Consider the following 23,452-nt stretch of genomic DNA (forward strand, 5'->3'; position numbering starts at 1 on the left):
GCTGCATTAGTCGTCGCTTTTACCTGCGCATTCGCACTAGATGCCCCCTGCGTTGCGCTCCAAACCGGTTGCGCGCACAACCCAACCGCCAACCCCCCTACCCCCGCCAGCCGCCATGACTTCATTGCGTCTTCGCTCCACTTGCTCCGCTTGCCTGACCCAGTTCGGTCCAGCGCTTTTCTTCCATTGCAATCGACTGCTCCACCGCCGCGAGATCGTTACCCTCGACCTTCCCCGGCAGCGGATCGAGCCCGAGCGACGCGAGCAATTGCCCATACGCGCTTTCGAGCTCGCCGTAGCTCTGGTACAGGCGCAGCTCCGACATCATCGCGCTCGTGGCCGCGCGAATCTCTTCGAGCTTGCCCTGGGCATTCGCGACGGTCGCGTTGTGCGTGTGCTGGAGAATCTGCTGATCGACGTCGTTCATGTCCTTGAACAGCTCGAACTGCCGCTGCCGTGCGCCGAGTTCGGCACGTGCGACGTGCACTTGCGTGAGCACCGCCATCGACAGCGCGAGCCGCTGCGCGTGTGCGACGTCGAGCTCCGCATTGGCCATGCCGCGGATATTCTTCGCGTTCAGCACATTGAGCAGGTTCCAGCTCACGTTGATGCCGGCCGACTGCCACCAGTGGTAGTAGAGGAAGCTGTTGCTGTCGTAGTGGGTGCCGAGCTGAAGCTCGATCCCGGGCAACAGCTTCGCCATCGCCTTGTGCGTCTCGTTGACGCTGATGCGTTCGTTATAGCGGGCCTCGACGAGTTCCGGCCGGCGCTCGAGCGCGGTCTCCTCCATCTGGTCGACCGGCATGCCGAACGACGGCACGTTGAAGTCCTGCGGCGGCGCCAGCGTGAAGTCGCTGCCCGGAGGGACGTTCATCAGCGAGGCGAGGCGCGGCTTCGCTTCCTCGAGCTGGTCGCGCACCAGCTCGAGCTGGCGCATGATGTCGAGCAGCGCGTGCTGGTAGTTGAGCGTGTCGAGCGGCGAGCGCAGGCCCTGCTGCTGCGAGCGGCGCGAATCGTCGAGCGCTTGCTTGGCCTGGTCGAGCAGCGGCCCGATGCGGTCGTGCAGCCGCTGCGCGCCGGCCGCCTCCCAGTAGGCCTCGCGCACCTGCTGCATCATCAGCTCGACCACTTTGCGCCGCCGCTGCTCGAGCACGAGCACGCGGTCGGCCTGCTCCTTCGCCTCGAAGTAGCTGACGCCGAAATCGAGCACGTTCCACGAGAACCCGAGATCGAAGGTCTTGTCGGTCTTGTCCGTCGAGTACGACTGGGACAGCGTCTGCTGGTTCGTGAAAAGCCCCTGCGACGAGGACGAGAGCGGCACGCTGCGCGCCGTGTAGCCCGCCGCGGTCGTGAGCTGCGGCAGCATGTTGAAGTTGTCGATGCTGAGTTGCTCCTGCGCAAGCGCCTCTTCCATCATCTTCACGCGATGGTCGAGGTTGTAGCGGATCGCGCGCGCCATCGCCTCGTCGAGCGTGACGGGGCCTGCAAGCGGCGGCTGGTTCGCGAACATCGCCTCGTGGTCGGTATGCGCGGCCTCGGCGCGCTCGGCGTCGGTGAACGGCGACGGATGGATCGCACAGCCGGACAGCCACAACGCGGCGACGGAAAGCGCGATCAGCGAAAGACGCGGTGCGCAGGAAACAACGGTCGAAGACTTCACTTCGGCGACTCCCTTTGTCGAGGGTATTGGTGTTGAAAAACTGAGACGGGTCATGCACGGTGCTCCGTCGCGGCGGGCACGGCCGCCGTGGCGGCGGGGACCGGCCGCACGACGTGCAGCGCGGCGCGCGCCTGCGCGAACTGCTGCGCGAGCGACGGCTTGCCGGCCGGCAGAGGCGCCTGGTCCCGCTCGCGCGCGACGAGCGGCGCAAGCGCGTTGCGCGAGGCGTGCGCCGGCGCATGCGTGCCGTGGCCGTGTCCGTGGCCGGGCGCCTCGTGGTCCGAATGGCGGCCGCTCGGCGCCAGCACGACTTCGTTCTGCATGACGTGACCGTCGGCATCGCGTTGCAGCACGACGACGCGGACGTCGTGCGCGCCGGCCGGCAGCGCGCCCGTCAGCACGCCGTCGGCGGCGTCGTAATGGAGCCAGGTGGGCAGCGGGCGGCCGTCGGCGAGCCGCACGGTCACGTCCGACATCGCGTTCAAGCGCATGCCGTCGGCGGTCGGCAGCAGGTTCGACAGATTCATCACAAACGCGTGATTCGGCGAGATGTCGTAGTCCACCACCACGGACTGCGGCTCGAAGGTCGTGGAGATCGACAGCGAAGCGTCCTCAGACGCCGCCGCCGTCACGCTCGTGTGATCGAGCGAGAACTGTCCATGGCCCGCATTCGGGTCGGTTAAGGTGAAGGTCTGCACGAAGGGCGTCCCGCCGACCGAGGCAGGGTGATCGAGTTCGATGAGCACGGGCGGCAGATCCGAGTCGGCGTCGGTCGACGTATCCGGGGCCGTGCTTGGCGGCGTGGCGAAGGGCGGCGGCGGGGGCGGCGCGGCGGTCTGGCCGATATCGCTGGTCGTGCTGGTCGCGGTGGTGGTCTGCGAGGCAGGCGGCACCTGGACGTCGACCGTGGAGGTCATCGATCGGCTGATCTTGACGCCGTCGCTGACGGTCACGCTGATCGTGCGCTCGCCAGCCACGGGCTTGCCCGCCTCCGAGAACGTGATCGATCCGAGTGCGGCTTCCATCTGCGCGGACGTCGCGTCGCCATGCAGGGTGAGCACACCCGTTGCCGCATCGAACGAGGCGGTGAGATCGCCCGTTGCCGCGCCGGGCGTGAACGTCAGCACGTCCACGCCCGGCACGTAGTTGCCGCTCACCGCGACGGTCGCCGTCGTGAGCGTCGCGTTGCCGCGATCGCTCACCGTGATGCCGGAGCCCAGCGTCACCGGCGTGCCGCCGCTGCCGCTATCGACATAGGTGACGGCGGTGGAGCCGCTGCTGCTGACGATCGGCGTCTGATCGGTATCGGCAACCGTGACGCTCTTCGTTGCCAGCGCCGAATTATCCGTGCCGTCGTTGACCGTGAAGCTGATCGTGCGCGCCGTGTTGTCCGGCGTGATGGCGCTGTCGGTGTAGAGGATCGAATCGAGCGCCGCGCGCCATTGCGCGAGCGTCGCGCTCGAACCCGCCGAGCTCAGCGACAGCACGCCCGTTCCCGCGTCGTACGTACCGGCGATGTTGCCCATCGTCGCGCCGTCGTTGGCGAAGCTCAGCGAATCTTCGCTCGCGTGGAAACCGCCCGTGATCGACACCGTCGCCGTGGCGAGCGTGCCGCTGCTCAGGTCCGTGACGGCGAGGCCCGAATCGACCGCCACCGAGGTCGACGTGACGTTGTCGCCGGCGACGAACGAGGTCGCGCCCGTGCTGGTCGTGAGGATCGGCGTCTGGTACGTATCGGCAACGGTGACCGTTCGCGTCGCCGTGTTGCTCGTGTTGCCGTTGCTGTCGACCGCGGTGAAGCTGATCGTGCGCGTCGAGTTGTTCGGCGTGATCGCGGTGTCGGTGTAGGTCACCGCATCGAGCGCGGCCTTCCATTGCGCGGTGGTCGCGGAAGCGCCGCTCGAGGTCAGCGTCAGCACGCCCGTGCCCCCGTTATACGTCGCTTGGATGTTGCCGAACGCCGTGCTGTTCGTGTTCGTGAACGAGAGCACGTCCTCGCCGCTGTGGTAGTTGCCCGTGATCTGCACCGTCGCCGAGGCGAACGTCGAGGCGCTGCCGTCGCTCAGGCTCAGCCCCGAGTCGATCGCGACCGGCGTCGACGCGACGTTGTCGCCCGCGACGAAGGCCGCCGAGCCGGAATCTGTGGCGATCGTCGGCGGACCCAGCACGTCGACCGTGTGGGTCGCGGCCGCGCTGTTCTCGATGCCGTCGTTGACGACGAACGAGATCGTGCGGTTGCCCGAAATGGCAGTCGATCCCGCCGAGAACGTGATGGCCGAGAACGCGTGCGCCCATTGCGCATCGCTTGAGGTCGCGCCTACGGAGGTCAGCGTCAGCACGCCCGTGGCCGCGTTGTACACCGCCGTGATGTTGCCGAACTGCGCGCTGCTCGTGTTCGTGAACGACAGCGTGTCGCCGCTACGGAAGCCGCTCGTGATCGAGACCGTGCCCGTCGATTGCGTCGTGTTGTCGAGATCGCTGACCGTCACACCGCTGTCGATCGTGACCGCCGAGGTGCCGCCGACGTAGTTCGTCGTGCCGCCCGTGGTCGCGACGATCGGCGTCTGGTCGACGTCGGCCACCGTCACCGTGCGCGTCGCCGTGTTGCTCGACTCGCTGCTGCCGTCGACCGCCGTGAAGCTGATCGTGCGCGTCGAGTTGTTCGGCGTGACGGCAATATCGGTGTAGGTCACCGCATCGAGCGCGGCCTGCCATTGCGCCGTGGTCGCGGTGGCGCCGCTCGAAGTCAGCGTCAGCACGCCGGTTGTCGCGTTGTACAAGCCCGTGATGTTGCCCATCGTCGTGCCGTTGTTCGTCAACGTGAGCACGTCCTCGCCGCTCTGGAAGTTGCCCGTGATCCGCACCGTCGCCGAGCCGAACGTCGAGGCGCTGCCGTCGCTCAGGGTCAGCCCCGAGTCGATCGCGACCGGCGTCGATGCGGCGTTATCGCCCGCGACGAACGCCGCCGAGCCGGAGTTCGTGGTGATCGTCGGCGGACCCAGCACGTCGACCGTGTCGGTGGCCGCCGCGCTGTTCTCGATGCCGTCGTTCACCACGAACGAAATCGTGCGGTTGCCCGGCGTCGCCGATGTGCCCGCCGAGAACGTGATGGCCGAGAAGGCATGGGCCCATTGCGCATCGCTTGAGGTCGCGCCCGACGAGGCCAGCGTCAGCACGCCGGTGCCCGAGTTGTACGAGGCAACGATGTTGCCGAACTGCGTGCTGCTCGTGTTCGTGAACGACAGCGTGTCGCCGCTTTGGAAGCCGGTTGTGATCGTCACAGCGCCCGACGCCATCGTGGTGTTGTCGAGATCGGTGACCGTCACGCTGCCGTCGATCGTGGCCGCCCCGGTGCCGCCGACGTAGTTCGTCGTGCCGCCTGTCGTGCCCACGATCGGCGTCTGATCGGTGTCCGCCACCGTCACCGTGCGCGTCGCCGCGCTGCTCGTGTTGCTGTTGGCGTCGGTGACCGAGAAGCTAATCGTGCGCGTCGCGTTGTTCGGCGTGATCGCCGTATCGGTGTACTTCACCGCCTCGAGCGCACTCTGCCATTGCGCGAGCGTCGCCGAGTTGGCCGACGAGGTCAGCGTCAGCACGCCGGTTGCCGAGTTGTACAAAGCCGCGATATTGCCGAAGGTCGTGCTGTTCGTGTTCGTGAACGACAGCCGGTCCTCGCTGCTTTGGAAGTTGCCCGTGATCGACACCGTCGCCGAGGCGATCGTCGACGTGCCCGGGTCCGTCAGCGTCAGGCCCGAATCGACCGTGACCGGCGTCGATGTCGTGTTGTCGCCCGCGACGAACGCAGCCGAGCCCGAATCGGTCGTGACGACGGGGGCGGGATTGGTGACGTCGACGGTCTTCGTCGCGGCCGTGCTGTTGTCGGTGCCGTCGTTGACGACGAACGAGATCGTGCGGTTGCCGTAGGTCGTGCTCGTGCTCGAGAACCTCACCGCCTCGAACGCGCTGGCCCATTGCGCGTCGGTGGCAAGCGCGCCCGCCGAGCTCAGCGTCAGCACGCCGCCGCTGAACGACGCCGTGATGTTGCCGAACAGCGTCGAGTTCGAGTTCGTGAACGACAGCGTGTCGTGCGCACTGTCGAAGCCGCTCGTGATCGACACCGTGCCCGACGCCTGCGTCGTGTTGTCGAAATCGCTGACCGTCACACCACTGTCGACGTCGACGGCTGCCGTGCCGCCGACGTAGCCCGTCGTGCCGGCCGTGGTCGTCACGACCGGCGGCGCATCGACGACGTCGACGGTCTTCGTCGCCGCCGTGCTGTTGGTGGTGCCGTCGTTGACGACAAACGAGATCGTGCGGTCGCCGTGGGTCGTGCTCGTGCTCGAGAACGTGACGGCGTCGAGCGCGTGCTCCCACTGCGCGTCGGTGGCCGTGCCGCCCGACGAGCTCAGCGTCAGCACGCCCGTGCCCGAGTTGTACGAGCCCGTGATGTTGCCGAACGTCGTGGCGCTCGTGTTCGTGAACGCGAGCGTGTCGCCGCTCGAGAAGCCGCCGCTGATCGACACCGTGCCCGAGTGCTGCGTGGTCTGGCTCGGATCGGCGACGGTCACGCCGCTGTCGACGGTCGTGGCGCTCGCATCGTCCGTGTAGCTCGTCGTGCCGCCCGTGGTCGTAACGGACGGCGGAGAAACCACGTCCACCGTCTTCGTCACGGTGGTGCTCGAGCTAATGCCGTCGTTGACGCTGAAGCTGATCGTGCGCGCCGACGTGTTCGGCGTGGCCGCGGTATCGAGGTAGGTCACCGACTCGAGCGCCGCCTGGTATTGCGCGATCGTCGCCGTGCCCGTCAGCGTCAGCACGCCGGTCGTCGCGTTGTACGCGCCGGTGATGCCGTTCTGGCTCGTAAAGCCGAGCACGTCCTGGCCGGATTGGAAGCCGCCCGTCATGGCCACGCTCGCGCTGCTGATCGTGGTGCTTTCAATATCGGAAACGGTCACGCCGGAATCGACCGTGACCGGCGTCCCGGAATGGCTGTCGGCAGACGTGAACGTCGTCGCGCCGCCCGTCGCCGTGATGCCCAGCGCCTCCTCATAGACGAGATGGCCGAGATTGATGATCGAGCCGCTGTCGAACGTGATCGTGATGCTGTTGACGCTGTTGAACGCCGAATCGGTGGTCAGATCGACGGTCTGCGTGACGTACACATTGTTCGAAGCCAACGAAATGTCGTTGTTCGTGCTGCCGTTCGCCTCGATGAGGACGTTTGTATTCGCGACGACATCGATGTCGAGACTCGACATCTTGAAGTTCTCGCCGTCCGCCATCGTGATCGTGATCGACGTCAGGCCCGTCACCCCGTCCTGGTTCACCACCAGGGACTCGCTCGACCCGTTCTCGTCGCTGAGCAATTGCAGGTTGCTGTCGGGCCCCACCGTCGTGTTGTTGGCGATGTTGTAGGTATACGTGATGCCGTCGAGCGTGAAGCTCGTCACGTCGCCCGTGTTGAGGCTCGTCGCGGCTGCGCTCGTGTAGTCCTCGACGGTCTGCGACAGCACATAGTCGTAGCCCTGCTCGGCCGTGCTCGAGAGCACGACCGGGGTATGCACGTTGCCGACGTCGTAGTTCAGCGTCCAGCTGCCGCCGAGCGCGGCGGAGCCGACGAGGTTCGTCGAGGCCGCGACGTTCAGGCCCGAGAGCGCCGAAATCTCGTGGACGAGCGATGCGCCATCGCTGCCGGCGGCCACGTCGCAGCCGTAGATCAGGAAGTCGCCGTTCGGCTTCATCGCCGCGCCGATCTTCGCGAGCACGGCGCTGTACTGCGCGATGTCGCCTTGATCGAGCAGCACGTTGCCGACCTGCACTTGTCCTTCCGCGCCATGCGAAATCAGGTTGATCGCGTCGATGCCGGGATGCTGCTGCACATACTGGGCGATCTGCTCGAGGCCGTTGCTGTTCGGATTCAGCAGCACGACCTTCACGTTGGCGGGCAGGCCCGTCAGCAGCTCCTGGTAGTTGGTCACGTTCGTGTCGACGAACACGACTTCGTTCTCCGGCTGCGAACCGCCTTGCGCCCCGCCCGTGAGCTGCGTCTTGTGGTTCACCTCGCTCGCGCGATGCACGGGGGCATTGCTTGCGTTGCCCGTATTGCCCGTGGGCGTCACACCCTCGCCCGGCACCGTGGGCGATGGCGTTTTCTGCGCCTCGTAGGGGCTGTGATGATGACTCGCCTCGGCATGATGGGCGGCGGGCAACGCCGCCACCGACGCCTCATAAACGATGCGTGGCTCGAGCGCGAGCATGAGCGGCGCGGGCGCGACAGCCGGTGCGCGCGGCGCCGGCCGTGCGGCGAACCACTTGAGGAGTTGCTGGGCAAGTTTCATCTTTCGAAATCTCCGAAGCCGGCAGCCGGCACCCGAAGGCGCCGGCTTCACGGCCATGCCTAACCGGCCGTGCCTAACCGCGCGTCGGGTAAATGCCTTGCAGCGCGATGATGCAAGTCAGGCCCAAGTAAGGATTGCGCAACTCGAAGGGCTGGCCGAGGCCGGCCGTGCCGATCGTCACGTTCGGCGCAGCGCCTGTGCCGGTGGACGTGACGCTGAACGGCGCGAGGTTGGTGTTGGCCGTCGCCGTGCTGTACAGCTCGCCCGCGCGCCCGCCCTGGGTGATCGGCCCGAGCACTGTGGTGGGTCCCGGCAACTGGCCTTCGCCGGTCAGGCTCGTTGTCGCCGGAATCGACACTTGGCCGGTCACGCTCACTGCGCCGCCCGTCGACGTCGCCGTATGCGTGTGCTGCGGCAGCTGGGTGTTGGTCAGCTGCATCTCCTCAGTGCCGGCTTTCTCGCCCGGCACGATCGTCGAGAGGCCCACGCCGGTGCCGGTGCCTACCGGGCTGCGGCCCTGGAGATCGGGCAGGTTGAAGTACGTCTGCCCGTTGCCGCCATACGTGGTGCCGAGCAGCGCGAACAGCGCCTGATTTTGGTTGACGGACACCGCCTGACCTTGGCACAAGGCCCAGCCAATGGGCGCGAAGGTGAACCCGACCATACGGATTTCACCCAGATACGGATCGCTCATCACAGCCTCCTATCGAGAAGAATCGAGAAGAAAGTTGAACTACGTGATGCGATGTGGCTCGCCGGCTTGCTCGGCCGGGATGGGGGAACGCAGGCAGTGCATGACCGCGGTCATCATGGCGTGAACGCCCTCGGGCCGCGTCGGCGTGGCGAGCAGGTCCCATGCGTCGCCATTGGGCGCGGTGATGCGGAAGACTTCTTGGGGAAGACGGACGCCCTCGGGCAGCTCGAAGATGGCCGAGTAGCAGACGTAGGTCTCGTCCATCGGAATGCCGTCGGGCGCCGCGGCAAGGCGCGCTTGAACGGAGCGGCCATCCGGCGTGCTGAGCACGAATGGCTGCCCGATCGCCGCGAGGAGCGCGGCGTGGGTGGGTACGGTCATCTCGAAGCCCCGGTTCTCTCGGACCGGAAGCGGCTCCGGCCTTGGTTATTCGGTGTTGTGTTCACGCGCGGCGCGGTTCGATGCTCCTGGCCGCCGCGCGCGGAAGGGTACGACGCTATGCCGCGCTCGCCTCCAGCCCGGCGAGCGGTACTGCGGGTTCTTCATCGAACGGCTCGGCGGCCCGGCGCATCTGCTCATAGACGCCGTTCTCGCCCACCGCCACAAAACCAAGCCTGCGATAGAGCGCACGCACGGGGTTGTCGAACTCGACATACAGACACATCGGCATCTCACGGCGCGCCGCCTCGGCCACGAGCGCGCGCATCAGCCGCGTGCCGATGCCCGCGCCGCGATACGCCGGCAACAGCGCGATGTCGATCACGCGCGCGTCGCTGCCGCTCCAGTCGTGATAGAGGCGCCCGACCGGCGTCTCGCCGACTTGCACGACATCGAAGCGGCCGTGCGGATAGTGGCGGTGGTAGTACGTGTCCTGCGTCGTGAACTGCCCGGCTAGCAGCGTGTGAACCTCGTCCGCACTCCAGCCCGCGCTGAGGAACTCGGCCGTGCGCGTGCTTGCATAGACCGCATGCAGAAAATCCCGGTCCACCTCCATTGCCGCACGTAGGCAGACATTTCCGTACGAACCGTCGACGGAATTACCGGATGCTGCAATAGGGGAACCGATGGGATCGACCGTGCAATAGTTCATTGCGATCAGGCGTTATTCACGCTTGCCGATGGTTATTCATTGTTCGTTTTGTCTGATGTTAGCTGACCCGTTATGGCGCTGCAATGACGACGGTTTAAATCGAGGTACGGAAATACCCGCACGGGGCTTGAAATGCCGTGATGCCGTAATACTTCGCAACGACACACCGACGAAACCTGGAGCCGTAAGAGCGTAGTGCCGGGGCCCACACCCAATATCAAAAGCTATTTGAAAGAATTCAGAAAGCGAAGGAAATAACGAACGTGCGCTTTTTATTACGCCATCAGATAATACGCATCGAATAATGATCCACAAAGGTTTGTGCGGAAGAATGTCATTTGGCTAAGACGTGAAAAGCTGTTACGCGCGGGGCCGGGGTTCCGGGTATAAGCCCGGCAATACCCGGAGTTCGGCCGGCGAACAAATAAATGCAATGGCAATAATTGCGGGGCTTCTCTCTATCGTCATAAAAAGATGATCAATATTACGGACTACCCCTCGCTCGTCTTCGTGATTTCCTTGGTGCTGCAGTGGGGCTCGGCCCGCATCGGTGCGGTGCTCGCCAAACGTCGCGGCAACATGGACAGCGACTCGCACGAAGACTTCGGGGTGGTTCAGGCGGCGACGCTGACGCTGCTCGCGCTCATCATCGGCTTCAGCTTTTCGATGGCGACGAGCCGCTACGACCTGCGCAAGAGCTACGAGGAGAACGAGGCGAATGCAATCGGCACCGAGTACGTGCGGGCCGACCTGCTGCCGCCGGCGCAGGCGGCCGCGGTGCGCGCGCTGCTCGCGCGCTATACCGATCTGCGCATCCACTTCTATCAGACGCGCGACGCGCAGCAGCTGCAGCAGATCAACCTGACGACGGCGCAAATGCAAAACGACCTGTGGGCGGCGGTGCGCACGTCGGCCGCTCAGCAGCCGACGCCCGTCATGGCGCTCGCGGTGTCGGGCATGAACGACGTGCTCAACACGCAGGGCTACACCCAGGCCGAGTGGTGGAATCGCCTTCCGCTGGCGGCATGGACGTTGATGCTGCTGATGGCGGTCTGCTCGAACATGCTCGTCGGCTACGGCGTGCGCAGCAACAACGGCCGGAAGCTGCTGGTCGTGCTGCCGCTCGTCGTATCGATCGCGTTCATGCTGATTGCCGATATCGACAGCCCGCGCGGCGGCGTGATTCGCGTGAAGCCGCAAAACCTGATCGCGTTCGCGCAATCGCTGCCGCCGCACTGAAACCCGTCGCGCCCGCAGCCGCCATAAAAAAGCCTCGGCTGGTCCGTGCCGAGGCTTTGAGAAACGGTCCTTCCTGCATTGCCACCCGCCTCTTTTCGGTCCGCCGTCTCGGCCATGCCATTGATGCGACGGTATGTTTTATGAACCCCCATTAGCCCACGTCAGCTTCTTATCAACCCCTCCATCGGCTTGAAGCCGCTGGTTTCTCCAAACAACGCCGACGCCGTGCGCTGCGGATCGAGCCGCAAGCTCTCGCTTGCCGCGCTCGCGATCACCGTGTCGAGCGCGGTGGTCGGTCTCAGGTCGCGTCCCTGGTAGAGATCGCCCGGCCGCAGCCCCGGCCAATCCGCCACGACGCGGCCGCCCTTCACCGCGCCGCCGATCAGCATCGACGCAGAACCCGTGCCGTGATCCGTGCCGCCCGTGCCGTTCGCGGAAGCGGTCCGGCCGAACTCGGTGGCGACGAGCACCGTCGTCTTGTCCCACACCGGCCCGAGGGTGTCGCGCAGCGAGGCGAGCATCGTGTCGAGCGACTTCAGCTGGTTGGCCAGCCGCGCGTTCTGCGCGCTGTGCGTATCCCACCCGCCCGTCTCGATCATCGCGATGCGCGGGCCGTCGTCCTTCGCGAGAAAGCTCGCCGCGAGCTTGCCGAGGCTCGCCGGGTCCTGGCGCGCGCTCGCATCGCCGGCGAGGCCGCGCGCCATCATCGCTTCCTGCCAGAGCGGACGCAGCTGCGCATCCTGCTCGTAGAGCTGCGAGACGCGCGCGAGCAGATCGTCAGGCGCGGCCGGCAGCGCGGACGGTGCATACGACGCCACCTCGACCTTGCCGCGCAACGCCATCGGCACGGTCGGCGCGAACGCGATCGCGCTCGCACTCGCGCGGCTCGCCGGCATCAGCCCGACGAGCCGGTTGAGCCAGCCGTCCCGGACCTGATACGGCGCGGTGCCGCCCGTCTCGAGCACGTTTTGTCCGTCGAAATGCGAGCGATCCCGGTACGGTGAAGCTACGGCATGCACGAACAGTGCCTGCCCCTGCGAATACATCTGCGCGGTCTGCGCGAGCGACGGATGCAGCGCGAACGTGCCGTCGAGCTTGGCCGCCGCAGCCGTATCGATCGCGAGCGCGCCGCGCAGCCCCGCGTAGGCCGGATCGGCGTACGGGACGACGATGTTCAAGCCGTCGGCAGCGCCGCGCTGGATCACGAAGATAAAGCGCCGGTCCGTCTCGACGCTGGCGAACACGATCCGCGGCGCGACCAGCATCGCACCGGCGCCGGCGGCCGTGAGACTCAGGAATTGTCGGCGGGAAGTCATCGTCGTCATCTCCGTTGAAAGTCGGGCGACACGAGCACGAGCGCAACCGCGGTCGGCACGCTCTCGGCGCGCGAGACCGCGAGTTCGGTCGGCTCGGAGAGCGAACCGGCCATGAGCGTCTGTCCGAACACGCGCGGGTCGAGGGTGTCGCCGGCGCGCGCGGCGAGGCGCTGCGCGAGCTCGACGCGGCGCACGAGCGCGTCGGGCGCTGCCCAGCTCGCGGCGATGTCGTCGTAACCGGCGGGCGAGCCGGGGCGCCAGACGGGCTGCCCGAGCTGCGTGAGCATCGGCGCGGCCTGTACGCTGCCCATGTCCTGGCGGCCGAGCCCCCGCAGCGACGAGATCGTCCAGTCCCACGGCGTCTTGAACTTCGACGCGACCGGCGACCAGGCTTCCGGCGAGTCGATCAGCGCGCGGTAGACGGTGGGCAGATCGCCGCCGCTTTGCTGGAATGCTTGCGCGAGCCGATCGACCATCGGTTGAGGCGGGTTGTCCGACGCGAAGTGGCGCGCGAGCTTGCCCGCGATGTGCCGCGCCGTGGCAGGCGACGCAGCGAGGTCATGCAGGATCGCGCGCGCCTGGCCTTCGCCCGCCTCGCCATAGGTGCGGCCCATGATCGTGCGCGCACCGGGCTCGTGGAGCTGCGGGCGAAACACGAAGCTGCCCGGCTCGCCTTCCGGTCCCAGGCGCTGCGCGGCTTCGGTGCCTCGCGGCGGCACGATGCTCCAGCCGGTGAGCGCGCGCGCGAACTCCGTGACGTCGGCTTGCGTATAGCCGGTGCGCACGCCGAGCGTGTGCAGCTCCATGATTTCGCGCGCGAGGTTTTCGTTGAGGCCGCGCTTGTTGTCGGGATTGCGCGCGGCGGCTCGCAGCGCGGCGGGGCTGTCGGGACCGACCGAGCGCGCCTGGTCGAGAAAGACCTCCATCGCCGGATGGCGCTCGACCGCGACGAGCATGTCCTCGAAGCGGCCCAGCACGTGCGGGCGGATCGCCTCGGCTTCGAATGCGCCCGCGAGCGCGGCGACTTGCGGCTTCTCGGTCGATACCGCGAAGTGATTCGCCCAGAAGTGGACGAGCCGTTCGACGAACGGCGTTGGCGTGGTGAGTGCGCTGTCGACACGCGCGTTCACTGCTGCGCGGTAGAGGTCGAGCACCGTGCCGCGCAGTTCTTTGCGCGCAGCGACCTTCGCGCTCGCGTCAGACGCTGCGCGCGTTTGCATCTGCTGCTGGCCGAACTGCTCTGCGAGCGCGAGCGTACCGGGCTGGGCGGACCATGCGGACGGCATCGGCTCGTACACCTCGAATTGCCGCATCAGCCACGCTTTCGGATCGGCGGGCGGCACATCGTCGAGGCGCGCGCCGAGACCGAACCGGTTCAGCGCGATCGCCGCCGGATTCATGCCGGGGGAATTAGCCATGCTGCCCTCTGCGAGCGGTGAATACGTTTGTTAAACGTTGCTCGGGTCGGTTTTCCGTCGCGGCGGAGCGTCCTTCATCCGTTACCGCTCGTTTCAATGGCTCGCCGGTTTCGGAGCCTGCGCCTGCCGCCACTGGCCGATTTCCTTCAGGCTGTCCGCGAACTTCACCCGCTCGTCGGGCGTGAGCGTCGCCGCGAAATCGGCGACGCCCTGCTCGACGCGCGTGCGCAGCGCGATGTCCGCGTTGCGCGTCTTGGCGAGCGCGGCATCGAGCGCAGCGCGGTCGAACTGGGGCGCCGCGAGCGCGCGCAACACTTCGCGGCGTCCTTCGCGGCCTTGGCGCGCATAGTCGCGGCCGTCGCGGCGGGCGTCCGTCAGCGCATCGACGAACTCCTGCTCGCGTTCGTCGCCCAGGTTTTCGGCTGCGAAGCGCAGCGCGCGCGGCGGCTGCTGGGCCGCCGTCTTTTGCTCGCGATGCGCGGCGAACAACTGATACGCGCCGCCCGCGACGCTGCCCAGCAAGAACACGTTCAAGACGAGCGAGCCGATCATCACGGCCTTCCATGAGCAGCCAGTCATTCGCCGCTCCAGTCGGCGGCCGAGCCGCCGAAACTCGTGCTCAGAAACGGCGACTCGTGCTCGGGCGGCGGCACGCTGCCCGTCACCACGAAGAACGACACCGCGAGCGCACCGGCCAGCCCGCCCGCGAGCCCGACGCCCGCGAACGCCGCGCCCGACCACCAGACCCATCGGCGGCTCTTCTTTGCGGCGCTCCGGCGTCCGGCCGACGCAGGCGCGAGCGCGACGACCCGCGCCACGAGCGCGTCGCTCGGCTGCGGAGCCGGATCGCTCGCCAGGCAGGCGTCGAGCCACGCCGAGTCGGCCATCAGCGCATCGGCCTCCTGACGGTGCCGCTCGGCCCACGCCTGTGCGCTCGCGCGCTCGGCAGCGGGCCAGCGGCGCGAATCGGCGCCGTAGGCTTCGACGATGGCTTGGAATCTTTCGGGTGTCATGAAATTTCCTTGCTTGATGCGCCTGGGCCCAGCTGCGCGCGCAGACTGCGGCGCGCGCGGGCCAACAGGCTCTCGAGGGCGTCGACTGAAATGCCCATCAGTCCGGCCGCCTCGAGGTTCGATAGTTCCTGGTAGTAGGTAAGCACGAGCGCCTCGCGCTGCCGCGCGGGCAGCGCCGCGAGCGCGGTCCGCACCTGCTCGCCGCGCGAGCGCGTTTCGAGTTCGGCATCGGGCGCGGCTTGCGGGTCCGCTTCGTCCGGGATCTCGTCGACCAGGGTCTCGCGATGCGCGCGCAACCGGTCGTAGCACAGGTTCAGCGCGACACGATGCAGCCACGTGTCGAAGCGGGCTTCGCCCTCCCGCCAGTGGGGCGCTTGTTTCCAGGCCCGCATGAAGGTCTCCTGCGCGACATCTTCTGCCTCGTTGCGATCGCCGAGCAGTCGCGCCGCCAGCGCGAGCACGCGCGGCAGCTTGCGCGCGACGAGCGTGCGCACCGCCGCGGGGTCCGCCTGGCCGACTCGCTCGATCAGCGCCGCATCGGGGTCGCCGTCTTCCTGGTCCAACGGGCGTGTTCTCTTGAGGGTCTCTCGCGTCAAGCCCAGTGCCCGGGTATCCAGCGCCAGGTCCCGCGGTACGGCGCCCAATGACCCGGCACCCACCTCACGCCCGGACGCACCGGCTGCCAGTGGCCCCCTACCCAGACATAGCGGCCGCCGACCCAGCGCCAATGGCCCGGGTCCCACACATAGCCCGCCCGCGGCCCCGGCACGACCTCGACGCGAGGCGGCGGCGGCGCCATCGGCGCGATGACGACTTGCGCAAACGCGCCGGATGCCGCGAACAACGTCACGGCCGCGGCCACGAGCCGCGCGACGGGGGAAAGTCTCATGCGTGTTCTCCGCTGGAATCGGTTGCCGAAGAGCCTCGTTGTCTGTTGAACGGACGAGGCGGAAAAAACCGTCGCTTGCTTTGAAAAATTTTCTTTACGCGTTTTCCCTCAGGAGCCGAGCGTGACCGCATCTTGCTGCGTGTTGCCGCCGGCCGGCTTGCGTCACTTCTCCCGCAGCGGATCGAGCAGCGGCTTCAGGCCGTTGTGGTCGAGCTCATGCATCAGCGCGAGCAGGCTGCCCAGCTCGCCGCGCGGGAAGCCCTCACGCGCGAACCAATTCAGGTAATGCCCAGGCAGGTCGGCAATGAGCCGGCCTTTGTATTTGCCGTAAGGCATGACTCTTGTGACCAGCAGTTTCAAGTGTTCAGGGTTCATCGTTTCGTCGAATTATTGCGCCATCGCGCGCGGGCTTCATCCGCGTTTCGTCATTCCGATAGTGCTACGCAGCACTTTCAAATCGCCTTCAGGAATATTGACAGCCTTTACGCGCCAAATACTTCCGGACTAGAGTCACGGGGTCTGTTTTAAGTACCAAGGCCCAGAAAAGACCGACTACGCGAGACGTCATCACACGTTCGAGGAGACCCCCACCATGTTGCTCCGGCTGCTCGCCGCCTTGCCGTTCATCGGCATTCTGCTAGGTGTTCCGTTCTTCAACCAAGTCGAACCGCTCATTCTCGGCATGCCGCTCGTGCTTGCCTGGATCGTGATGTGGGTCGTGCTGACAGCGTGCATCATGGCGCTCGTCTACCGGCTCGACCCGGCCAACCGCAAGGGCGCCGGAGTTGCCGAGGAGGCCCGCTCATGAGCAGCGCACTCATCATCATCGCGGGCGCCGCGCTCCTCGCGCTCATGCTCGGCGTGCGCGCCAAGCGCGGCCACGACATGAATCTCGAACAGTGGTCGGTGGGCGGACGCAGCTTCGGCACCGCCTTCGTGTTCCTGCTGATGGCAGGCGAAATCTACACGACGTTCACGTTCTTGGGCGGCAGCGGCTTCGCCTACGGCAAGGGTGCGGCGGTCTTCTACATCCTGCCGTACGCGACGCTCGCCTACATCCTCTCGTACTGGCTGCTGCCGCCGATCTGGCGCTACGCGAAAGCGAACCGGCTCGTCTCGCAGCCGCACTTCCTCGCGAGCAAGTACACGAGCCCGGCGCTCGGCGTGCTCGTCGCGCTTGTCGACGTGGCCGCGCTGGTTCCGTATCTCGTGCTGCAGTTCAAGGGGCTCGGCATCATCGTGTCGACGACCTCGTACGGCGCGATCTCGTCGACGGCCGCAGTCTGGATCGGCGCGATTGTCGTCACGGCGTACGTGATCGTCTCGGGCGTGCGCGGCTCGGCGTGGAATTCGGTCGTGAAGGACCTGATGATCCTCGGCGTCGTGCTGCTCCTCGGCATCTATCTGCCGATCCACTACTACGGCAGCCTCGGCAGCATGTTCCATGCGATCGACACCGCCAAGCCCGGTTTCCTGACGTTCCCCGACAAGGGCATGAGCGTCACCTGGTTCCAGTCGACGGTGCTGCTCACCGCGCTCGGCTTCTTCATGTGGCCGCATACGTTCGGCTCGGTGTTCACCGCGAAGGACGAGCGCATCTTCCGCCGCAACGCCGCCGTGCTGCCGATCTATCAGCTGATCCTGCTGTTCGTGTTCTTCTGCGGCTTTGCGGCCGTCCTCAAGATACCGGGCTTGAAGGGCAGCGATATCGACTTGTCGCTGTTTCGCCTGTCGCTGCAGACCTTCGACCCGTGGTTCGTCGGCGTGGTCGGCGCGGCGGGCGTGCTGACCGCGCTCGTGCCCGGCTCGATGATCCTCATCACCGCCGCCACGCTGATTGCCAACGACGTCTATCGCGGCGCGCTCAACCGCCAAGCCGACGACCGTCAAGTCGCGAAGCTCGCGCGCGTGCTCGTGCCGGTGATCGCGCTCGTGGCGGTCGGGTTCACGTTGAAGGGCGGCGAGACGATCGTCGCGCTCCTCCTGATGGGCTACAGCTTCGTCACGCAGCTTTTCCCGGCTGTGGTGTGCAGTCTCTTTGCGCATAACCGCGTGACGAAGCAAGGGGCGTTCGCGGGGATCGTCGCGGGTGTGGCGATGGTCACGTACACGACGCTCACGAAGGCGAGCGTCGGACAACTGTTCCCGTTCCTGCCGGACCGCTTGAAGGACCTCAACATCGGCTTTCTCGCGCTCACGTTGAACATCATCGTGCTGCTCGTGGTGAGCGCGATCACGCAACCGCGCTCGGCGGCGCAGCAGACGCATGCGCCTACGCATTGAGGCATTGAGGCATTGAGCTCGAACGGGTGCGCACTTTCATCGGCCCTCATGTATGACGAAAGTGCGCTCGCCCACGTACAACGTCGATGCCCCCCGGTAAGCTTAGGGCCGAACGGCCAAACGCCAGTCCGGGGAGCCAATGCGGTCCACGAAGTCCTCACTGATCTCACTGCTGCTCTGGGCGCTGGCAAGCCTCACGGCCCTCGCCCCGCGCGCCGCTCACGCCGCCGATGCCGATTGCCGGGCCGGCACGCTCGTCACCGTTGTCGCCCACCTCGACGACGACCTTCTCTTCGTGAACCCCGGCATCAGCGAGCACATCGAGGCGGGCTGGTGCATCGTCACCGTGCATCTGATCGGCGGCGCGGACAGCGGGCCGTTCGACTACGTCCTCACGCGCGAGAAAGCGATCCGGCAAACGTACGCACGCATGGTCGGCGTGGCCAACGACTGGGACCAATCGACGGTGACCATCGCCGGCAAGCCGGTGCATCAGATGGTGTTGAAACAGCAGCCGCGCGTGAAGCTGCTCGAAATCCGCCTGCCGGGCGGACAGGTGCGCGGCGGCCGCGTGCCGCTCGGACTTCTGTGGGACGAGAACGCGACGATCGCAAGCTACCCGATGAACGACGACGGCTCCGGCGCCACCCACTACAGCCGCGCCGATTTGATCGCGACGCTCGGCGAGATCCTCAAGCCCGCCACCGAGATCTACACGCTGAACCCCGACACCGTGCCGTTCATCGAGCACCCCGACCACATCTACTCCGCGCGCATCACCCGAAACGTCGCCCAAAGCCTCGGCTTGAACGTGCCGATTCGCTACCACCTCACCTATCCGACGGGCGCCCTGCCGATGAACGTGCCCGCCGCCGAGGTGCAGCAAAAGCGCGACGAGGTGGCGAGCTACTTCACGATCGACGGCAACCAGGCGACGCACGTGTTCGGCGAGTATCAGTGGAACGGCAACTGGGTCGCGCGCCGCTATTCGTTCGGAGGACAAACCCATCATCCGGAGCCCGACTTCGAGCCGCGCAAGCTCAATCTCGTCAACGCCTACACGAGCCAATGCCTGACCTCGGGCGGCGCGGGCAAGCCGCCCTATCTCGCGGCCTGCGACGAAAGCCCGGCGCAGGATTGGCGCTGGCAGCCCGTCATCAGCTACCCGGGCAATCCGCACGACGCGACGCTTGTGAGCGAATCGTCGTGGCTGTGCGTCGCCGAGCGCGGCGCCGGACTCGTCGAAGAAAAGTGCGACCCGTCGGCGATCGCGCAACGCTGGACGCCGTGGGACTTCGGGCTCGTCTATACGCCGTTGCGTCACTGTCTCGGCGAGAAGGACGGTCAACTCGCGATCGGCGCATGCGCGCCGCTCACGACCGAATACCGCTGGGCGCCGACGCCGCATTCGCAATGGACCGACCTGCGGCTCGCGGGCGCGATGTACGGCGACGTGACGGGCAGCGGCAAGCCGAGCGCGGTGGTCGTCGAGCGACGCCACGACGGGCCAGGCTTCGACGTCTGGGTCGCGGACCTCGCGCCCGGCGCGCACGCCGCGCCCTGGTACGTGAACGCGGTGCCGTTCGACTACACGTCGATCCAGCCCACCTGCACCGGCGACACGCTCTGCTTCGACAGCACGCGCTTCCTGATCGCCGATTTCGAGGGCACCGGCCGCGCCGACTTGATGGCGATTGCGCCGCGTAACGGCGGCACGGCGTTCTGGCTTATGCGCAGCACGGGCAAGGGGTTTGAAGCACCGCGTCTGTGGTACCAGAGCACCTCGGCACTCATGCCCGCGCTCGCGCAGCAATACGTCGCCGCCGATTTCAGCGGGCACGGCCGCGCCGACGTGATGGTCGCGCAACGCCATGCGTCCGGACTCGATTTGTGGGTGCTCGCGGGCAACGGCCTGACGGGCGGCGATCCCGCGCTCTGGATGGCGGCATCGGGCCTCTCCAGCGGCACGCAGTTCCTCGCGGCGCGCATCGCCGGTTCGCCGCGCACGGGTCTGCTGGCGCTCGAACGTTCGGATTCCGGCCTCGCGCTAACGCAACTCGCGAGTTCAGGCAGCGCCTTCAGCGGCGACATCCGCGCGCAGCAGTTCAGCGGCTTTCCGGCATCGCTCGCGAAAGCGACCACAGGGGACATTGACGGCGATGGCATCGACGATCTGCTCGTGCTCTCGGCGCGCAATCCGAGCGCCGGGAATCACGCGAATATCGATGTGTGGATGATGAAAGGCGGGGCGCGCTTTGGCGAGCCGGTACGTGTGGCGACGCTCGATGACGTGTCGTGGGCCGATGAGATTCCCGCGCTAGTCGAGCATGCAGCCGGCGTTTACGCGGGACAAACGCTCGTGCTCTTCAAGCGCGTGAATGCGGTCATCGGCGACTACTACTTCACGGGCGGCGCACCGGGCCTGATCGGCTACGCGATCTCGCGCGACCCGAAGCTCGGCCCCGCCGACGACTGGGGCAGCCTGCCCGGCCTCTTCACGGAGACGATGCGGCTGGATCGGTTGCGGCAGTGAAATCGAAAGACCATGCCGACGATCCAGTGCTATCTGGCGCTCGTCACTTGCACGACAACACCATGACGCCACCAATCCCCACTGTATTCGGCAACGTGGCCGAGTAACCAACGGCAATCAACGGCTGTGTCGCATCGTGGCCTACGACGACCGACTGAACGGACAGTTGCCCGGTCGTCGAGACGCCGTTTAACGGCGCCTGGGTGTTCGTCAGCGCGTACTGAGTATTCGCGAGATTGATCGACAGGCTCAGATTGTTGAGCGTACGCGTCCCGAGATCGAGCGTAGCCGAGCTCGTTCCGAGCGTGCCCGTTGCGCCACCGTCATTGCTCGCCACCGTGTCGGCGATCAACTGCGTACAGGCGAGTGTGCCGCTCGTCGCCGACAGCGAGAGGGGCGTACCCACCGCGTAGTGAACACCTTGCTGGCTGGTATAGGTATTGCCGTCCGTGTCCTTCGCCTGATTCCACCGGCCGATCGCCACATCGGTTCCGACGCTCTGGATCTCCGACACTGTCCCGTGGTCGAGCCCCAGACAATCGGTTGCCGCCGCCGAGGACGCGAGCGTAGTAAACGCGCCGCTTGTCTGCTGAACCTGACTCGATGCGGGCGCGTTCGGCGCCGTCATGTGTCTGCCCTTCGAAACATCGCTCGGCAAACTCGGCACGACTATCACGGCCAGTTGGCCGTTGTTCGCCGCGACTTGAGAAGCGGAACCCGAATAAGCGAAATTGCCGTTCGGCCGACATGCTGCTTGAGCAGCAGGTTGCGCTGGTGACGGCGCTGGTGCCGATGCCTCAGCACCAGACGGACTGACATCGTCTCCGCCGCCACAGGCTGAAAGCGCCGACACGATAAGTCCAGCTGAAAACAGGCAGGTCGAGCGAAAGGTTTTTTTCATGGTATCGGTCTCCAATTTCTCCCGATTTCATCGGGAAGATGGGTTTAAGAAAGGGGGTTATTCGCGAACGATTGGGCGATCGTTACAGGCGCCGCGATGACATACGAAACATATCGGGAGTATTTCCTGTTGATTGAAAAGTCAGAACTGGGCCGTTCCTTGAAAACCAAACGTGACGCGCGTGGTATCGAAGCCCGAGGGCTTGTAGACGGGCGTGCCGGCGAACAGGTCGTAAGCGTAGGCGCCGAAACGCGTCGCCACGCTGCCCTTCACGCCGACCACCGCCCCCGCCAATTGCGTGCCGACGAGAGCAACCAACTGCGGCCCCCAGACGCGGCCATAGTCCAGCCCCGCATAGATCGCGTGCCCCGTCCGCGCGATCGGCATCTGCAATTCGTTGCGCCAATAAAGACCGCGTGCCGCGGCGAGCATCGTCTCGCCGTCGAAGCCGCGCACCGTGTAGCGGCTGCCGATCGTGAGGTCGTCGATGTAGTAGAGCGTGTTGCCCGTGTATTGGCCGTGGAGCGTCGACACGTATCTGAATGGCTGCTGCCCGATCGCGAACGGCGCGGAGAGATTCGCGTCGAGCACCGCCATCTTGTAGCGGTAGGTCGGGCCGCCGCCCGGCGCGAGCACGTCTTCCTGCGCGCCGAATGCGCCGATGCCTTGACGGTAGGCGAGCGAACCGTCGAACTGGGAGCCGCCGAAGTAGTGACGGTCGGTCAGGCCGATTTCGACGAACGTATTGTTGCGGCGCTGCTGCGGGATTTCCGTGTCTTCGATGAAGCTCTTGCCGAAGCGGCGCGAGAGTCGGAACTGCACGCCGAATACGTCGTTCTGACTGCGCGCGAGCACGCGGTGCAGCTTCGCGTCGACTGTCTGCGAATTGCCGCTGGCGACGAAGATTTGATTCACGCCAGCGATCTGCTGGTAGTAGGTGTTCGTGTTGGCGGAGAGCGTCGCGGTCCAGGAGCCCCACGGGATCGAGTAGAAGCCGTTCCAACCGTGCGAGCCAAGCCGCTTATCGCCGAGTTCGAGATCCTGGTTCACCCCAATGTTGAAGATGTCGTTCACGCCCAGCGGGTTGTCGATGCCGACCGACAAGTTGCCTTGCAGCTTGCCGGTTGCGCGCGTGCCCGAGTTGTCGAGCGACGCGACGACGGTCCAGGGCTTAACGCGTTTGACGTCGAGCACGACGTCGCTTTCGCCGGGGACATCGGCAGGGACGATCTGCATCGAAACGTCCTGGCTCGTCACGCGTTTCATTTGCTCCAAGCCTTGTTCCAGGTCCCGCAAATTCAGCAGCTCGCCGTCGCGCGTGGGAAACGCCGTTTTCCAAGTGCCGCGAAGCGTCTCGTTGGTGAAATGCATGCGACGGATCACACCGGGAATCAAGGCGAACTTCAACGTGCCGCTCGACAAATCCTGTTCGGGCAGCAGCACGCGCGTCGTGATGTAGCCACGACTCAGAATCTGCTGGGACAGGCTCCTGACGAGCACATCGATGCCTTGCTTGCCGACGCAGGCGCCTGCGTAATGCTCGAGCCATTCGCGAGCGAAGGCGAACCGGTCTTGCGGCAAAGCGGATGCGCCTTGCGACTTGACCACAGCGGGCAACGTGTCCGGAACGTCGAGCGAGAAACGGTCGATTCGAAAGCACTGCGCTTCGGCAGGCAATGCCGGATATGTTTCGGCGCTCGGCACTTCCGAGCGTACCGAAGGCGCTTCTACCGTTGCGTCACGCTGCTGCGCGTCGAGCTTCTGCTGAAGCTGCTGTTGTTGCTCCGCGTTGGCGCGGGCGGCAGCTTCGGCCGGAGTCGGCGCGTGCTGCTGTGCGTTGAGCGCGAACGATGCCAGGGCGAGCGGCAGCGCCGCGAGCCTCGATGTGATTTTCATACTTGCAGGACTTGGGAGGTTTCGGTTGCGCAACCGGGGAGCAAGGTGGATATCAGGGCCGCGGCTGTGAGTGCTGTGGCGGTTGTCAGTTTTTTGCGTGATTTCATAGGATTCCTACCTTTTTGAGATAAATGTTCCCCGATGATTCGAACGTGTGTCGGCTGATCAGGAATTAACGATAC

18 protein-coding genes are annotated in these 23,452 nt (G+C 65.9%); 4 read left to right on the forward strand and 14 right to left on the reverse strand.

The window, feature by feature from the left end; genetic code table 11:
- Positions 1–121: 121 nt before the first annotated feature.
- From FAZ95_RS17710 to FAZ95_RS17730, 5 genes are all read right to left on the reverse strand, one after another.
- Entirely contained in the window at positions 122–1,714 is a 1,593-nt protein-coding gene (locus tag FAZ95_RS17710; RefSeq protein WP_137333635.1) for a TolC family protein, read from the reverse strand.
- On the reverse strand, positions 1,711–7,998 hold the full coding sequence (locus tag FAZ95_RS17715) for a DUF4347 domain-containing protein (RefSeq protein ID WP_175425636.1): 6,288 nt from the start codon (positions 7,996–7,998) through the stop codon (positions 1,711–1,713). Before FAZ95_RS17715 ends, FAZ95_RS17710 begins: the two co-directional genes overlap by 4 nt.
- Before the next feature lie 73 nt (positions 7,999–8,071).
- Complete coding sequence (locus FAZ95_RS17720) at positions 8,072–8,692, reverse strand: phage tail protein (RefSeq protein WP_137333637.1); 621 nt, start codon at positions 8,690–8,692, stop codon at positions 8,072–8,074.
- 39 nt (positions 8,693–8,731) lie between these two features.
- A complete protein-coding gene (locus FAZ95_RS17725; RefSeq protein ID WP_137333638.1) occupies positions 8,732–9,073 on the reverse strand; it encodes a DUF6916 family protein in 342 nt (113 codons plus the stop codon).
- A 115-nt stretch (positions 9,074–9,188) separates the two neighbouring features.
- Positions 9,189–9,680 carry a GNAT family N-acetyltransferase gene (locus tag FAZ95_RS17730; protein WP_437437710.1) on the reverse strand — a complete coding sequence of 164 codons (492 nt, stop codon included), beginning with the start codon at positions 9,678–9,680 and terminating at the stop codon, positions 9,189–9,191.
- Between the two features lie 576 nt (positions 9,681–10,256).
- Here FAZ95_RS17730 and FAZ95_RS17735 point away from each other — a divergent pair.
- The gene (locus tag FAZ95_RS17735; RefSeq protein WP_137333640.1) at positions 10,257–11,021 is read left to right on the forward strand and encodes a bestrophin-like domain; all 765 of its coding nucleotides are present in this window, start codon (positions 10,257–10,259) and stop codon (positions 11,019–11,021) included.
- 161 nt (positions 11,022–11,182) lie between these two features.
- On the opposite strand, the gene FAZ95_RS17740 is transcribed toward FAZ95_RS17735, so the two are convergent.
- The 7 genes from FAZ95_RS17740 to FAZ95_RS17770 all read right to left on the reverse strand — a co-directional run bounded on the left by FAZ95_RS17740 (position 11,183) and on the right by FAZ95_RS17770 (position 16,032).
- Positions 11,183–12,346: a DUF1501 domain-containing protein gene (locus tag FAZ95_RS17740; RefSeq protein WP_137333641.1), complete on the reverse strand. Its 1,164-nt coding sequence runs from the start codon at positions 12,344–12,346 to the stop codon at positions 11,183–11,185.
- Positions 12,343–13,755, reverse strand: a complete 1,413-nt coding sequence (locus tag FAZ95_RS17745) for a DUF1800 domain-containing protein (protein ID WP_137333642.1) — start codon at positions 13,753–13,755, stop codon at positions 12,343–12,345. Before FAZ95_RS17745 ends, FAZ95_RS17740 begins: the two co-directional genes overlap by 4 nt.
- Before the next feature lie 93 nt (positions 13,756–13,848).
- Entirely contained in the window at positions 13,849–14,334 is a 486-nt protein-coding gene (locus FAZ95_RS17750; RefSeq protein WP_137333643.1) for a periplasmic heavy metal sensor, read from the reverse strand.
- Complete coding sequence (locus FAZ95_RS17755) at positions 14,331–14,768, reverse strand: hypothetical protein (protein WP_137333644.1); 438 nt, start codon at positions 14,766–14,768, stop codon at positions 14,331–14,333. Before FAZ95_RS17755 ends, FAZ95_RS17750 begins: the two co-directional genes overlap by 4 nt.
- The gene (locus FAZ95_RS17760; protein ID WP_254699740.1) at positions 14,765–15,331 is read right to left on the reverse strand and encodes an RNA polymerase sigma factor; all 567 of its coding nucleotides are present in this window, start codon (positions 15,329–15,331) and stop codon (positions 14,765–14,767) included. Before FAZ95_RS17760 ends, FAZ95_RS17755 begins: the two co-directional genes overlap by 4 nt.
- A gap of 29 nt (positions 15,332–15,360) precedes the next feature.
- Positions 15,361–15,657, reverse strand: coding sequence for a YXWGXW repeat-containing protein (locus tag FAZ95_RS17765; protein WP_137333646.1), 297 nt, complete (start codon positions 15,655–15,657; stop codon positions 15,361–15,363).
- Positions 15,658–15,819: 162 nt separating this feature from the next.
- Positions 15,820–16,032: a DUF3820 family protein gene (locus FAZ95_RS17770; protein WP_137333647.1), complete on the reverse strand. Its 213-nt coding sequence runs from the start codon at positions 16,030–16,032 to the stop codon at positions 15,820–15,822.
- Positions 16,033–16,249: 217 nt separating this feature from the next.
- Between FAZ95_RS17770 and FAZ95_RS17775 the strand changes: the two genes are divergently transcribed.
- The 3 genes from FAZ95_RS17775 to FAZ95_RS17785 all read left to right on the forward strand — a co-directional run bounded on the left by FAZ95_RS17775 (position 16,250) and on the right by FAZ95_RS17785 (position 20,473).
- A complete protein-coding gene (locus FAZ95_RS17775; protein WP_137333648.1) occupies positions 16,250–16,465 on the forward strand; it encodes a DUF3311 domain-containing protein in 216 nt (71 codons plus the stop codon).
- Positions 16,462–17,940, forward strand: coding sequence for a sodium:solute symporter family protein (locus FAZ95_RS17780; RefSeq protein ID WP_137333649.1), 1,479 nt, complete (start codon positions 16,462–16,464; stop codon positions 17,938–17,940). Before FAZ95_RS17775 ends, FAZ95_RS17780 begins: the two co-directional genes overlap by 4 nt.
- A 139-nt stretch (positions 17,941–18,079) precedes the next feature.
- Complete coding sequence (locus FAZ95_RS17785) at positions 18,080–20,473, forward strand: ricin-type beta-trefoil lectin domain protein (RefSeq protein WP_137333650.1); 2,394 nt, start codon at positions 18,080–18,082, stop codon at positions 20,471–20,473.
- Positions 20,474–20,516: 43 nt separating this feature from the next.
- On the opposite strand, the gene FAZ95_RS17790 is transcribed toward FAZ95_RS17785, so the two are convergent.
- A complete protein-coding gene (locus FAZ95_RS17790) occupies positions 20,517–21,374 on the reverse strand; it encodes a hypothetical protein (RefSeq protein ID WP_137333651.1) in 858 nt (285 codons plus the stop codon).
- A gap of 141 nt (positions 21,375–21,515) precedes the next feature.
- A complete protein-coding gene (locus FAZ95_RS17795; protein WP_137333652.1) occupies positions 21,516–23,270 on the reverse strand; it encodes a ShlB/FhaC/HecB family hemolysin secretion/activation protein in 1,755 nt (584 codons plus the stop codon).
- Between the last annotated feature and the right edge of the window lie 182 nt (positions 23,271–23,452).

The organism is Trinickia violacea (genome assembly GCF_005280735.1).
Classification (GTDB): domain Bacteria; phylum Pseudomonadota; class Gammaproteobacteria; order Burkholderiales; family Burkholderiaceae; genus Trinickia_A; species Trinickia_A violacea.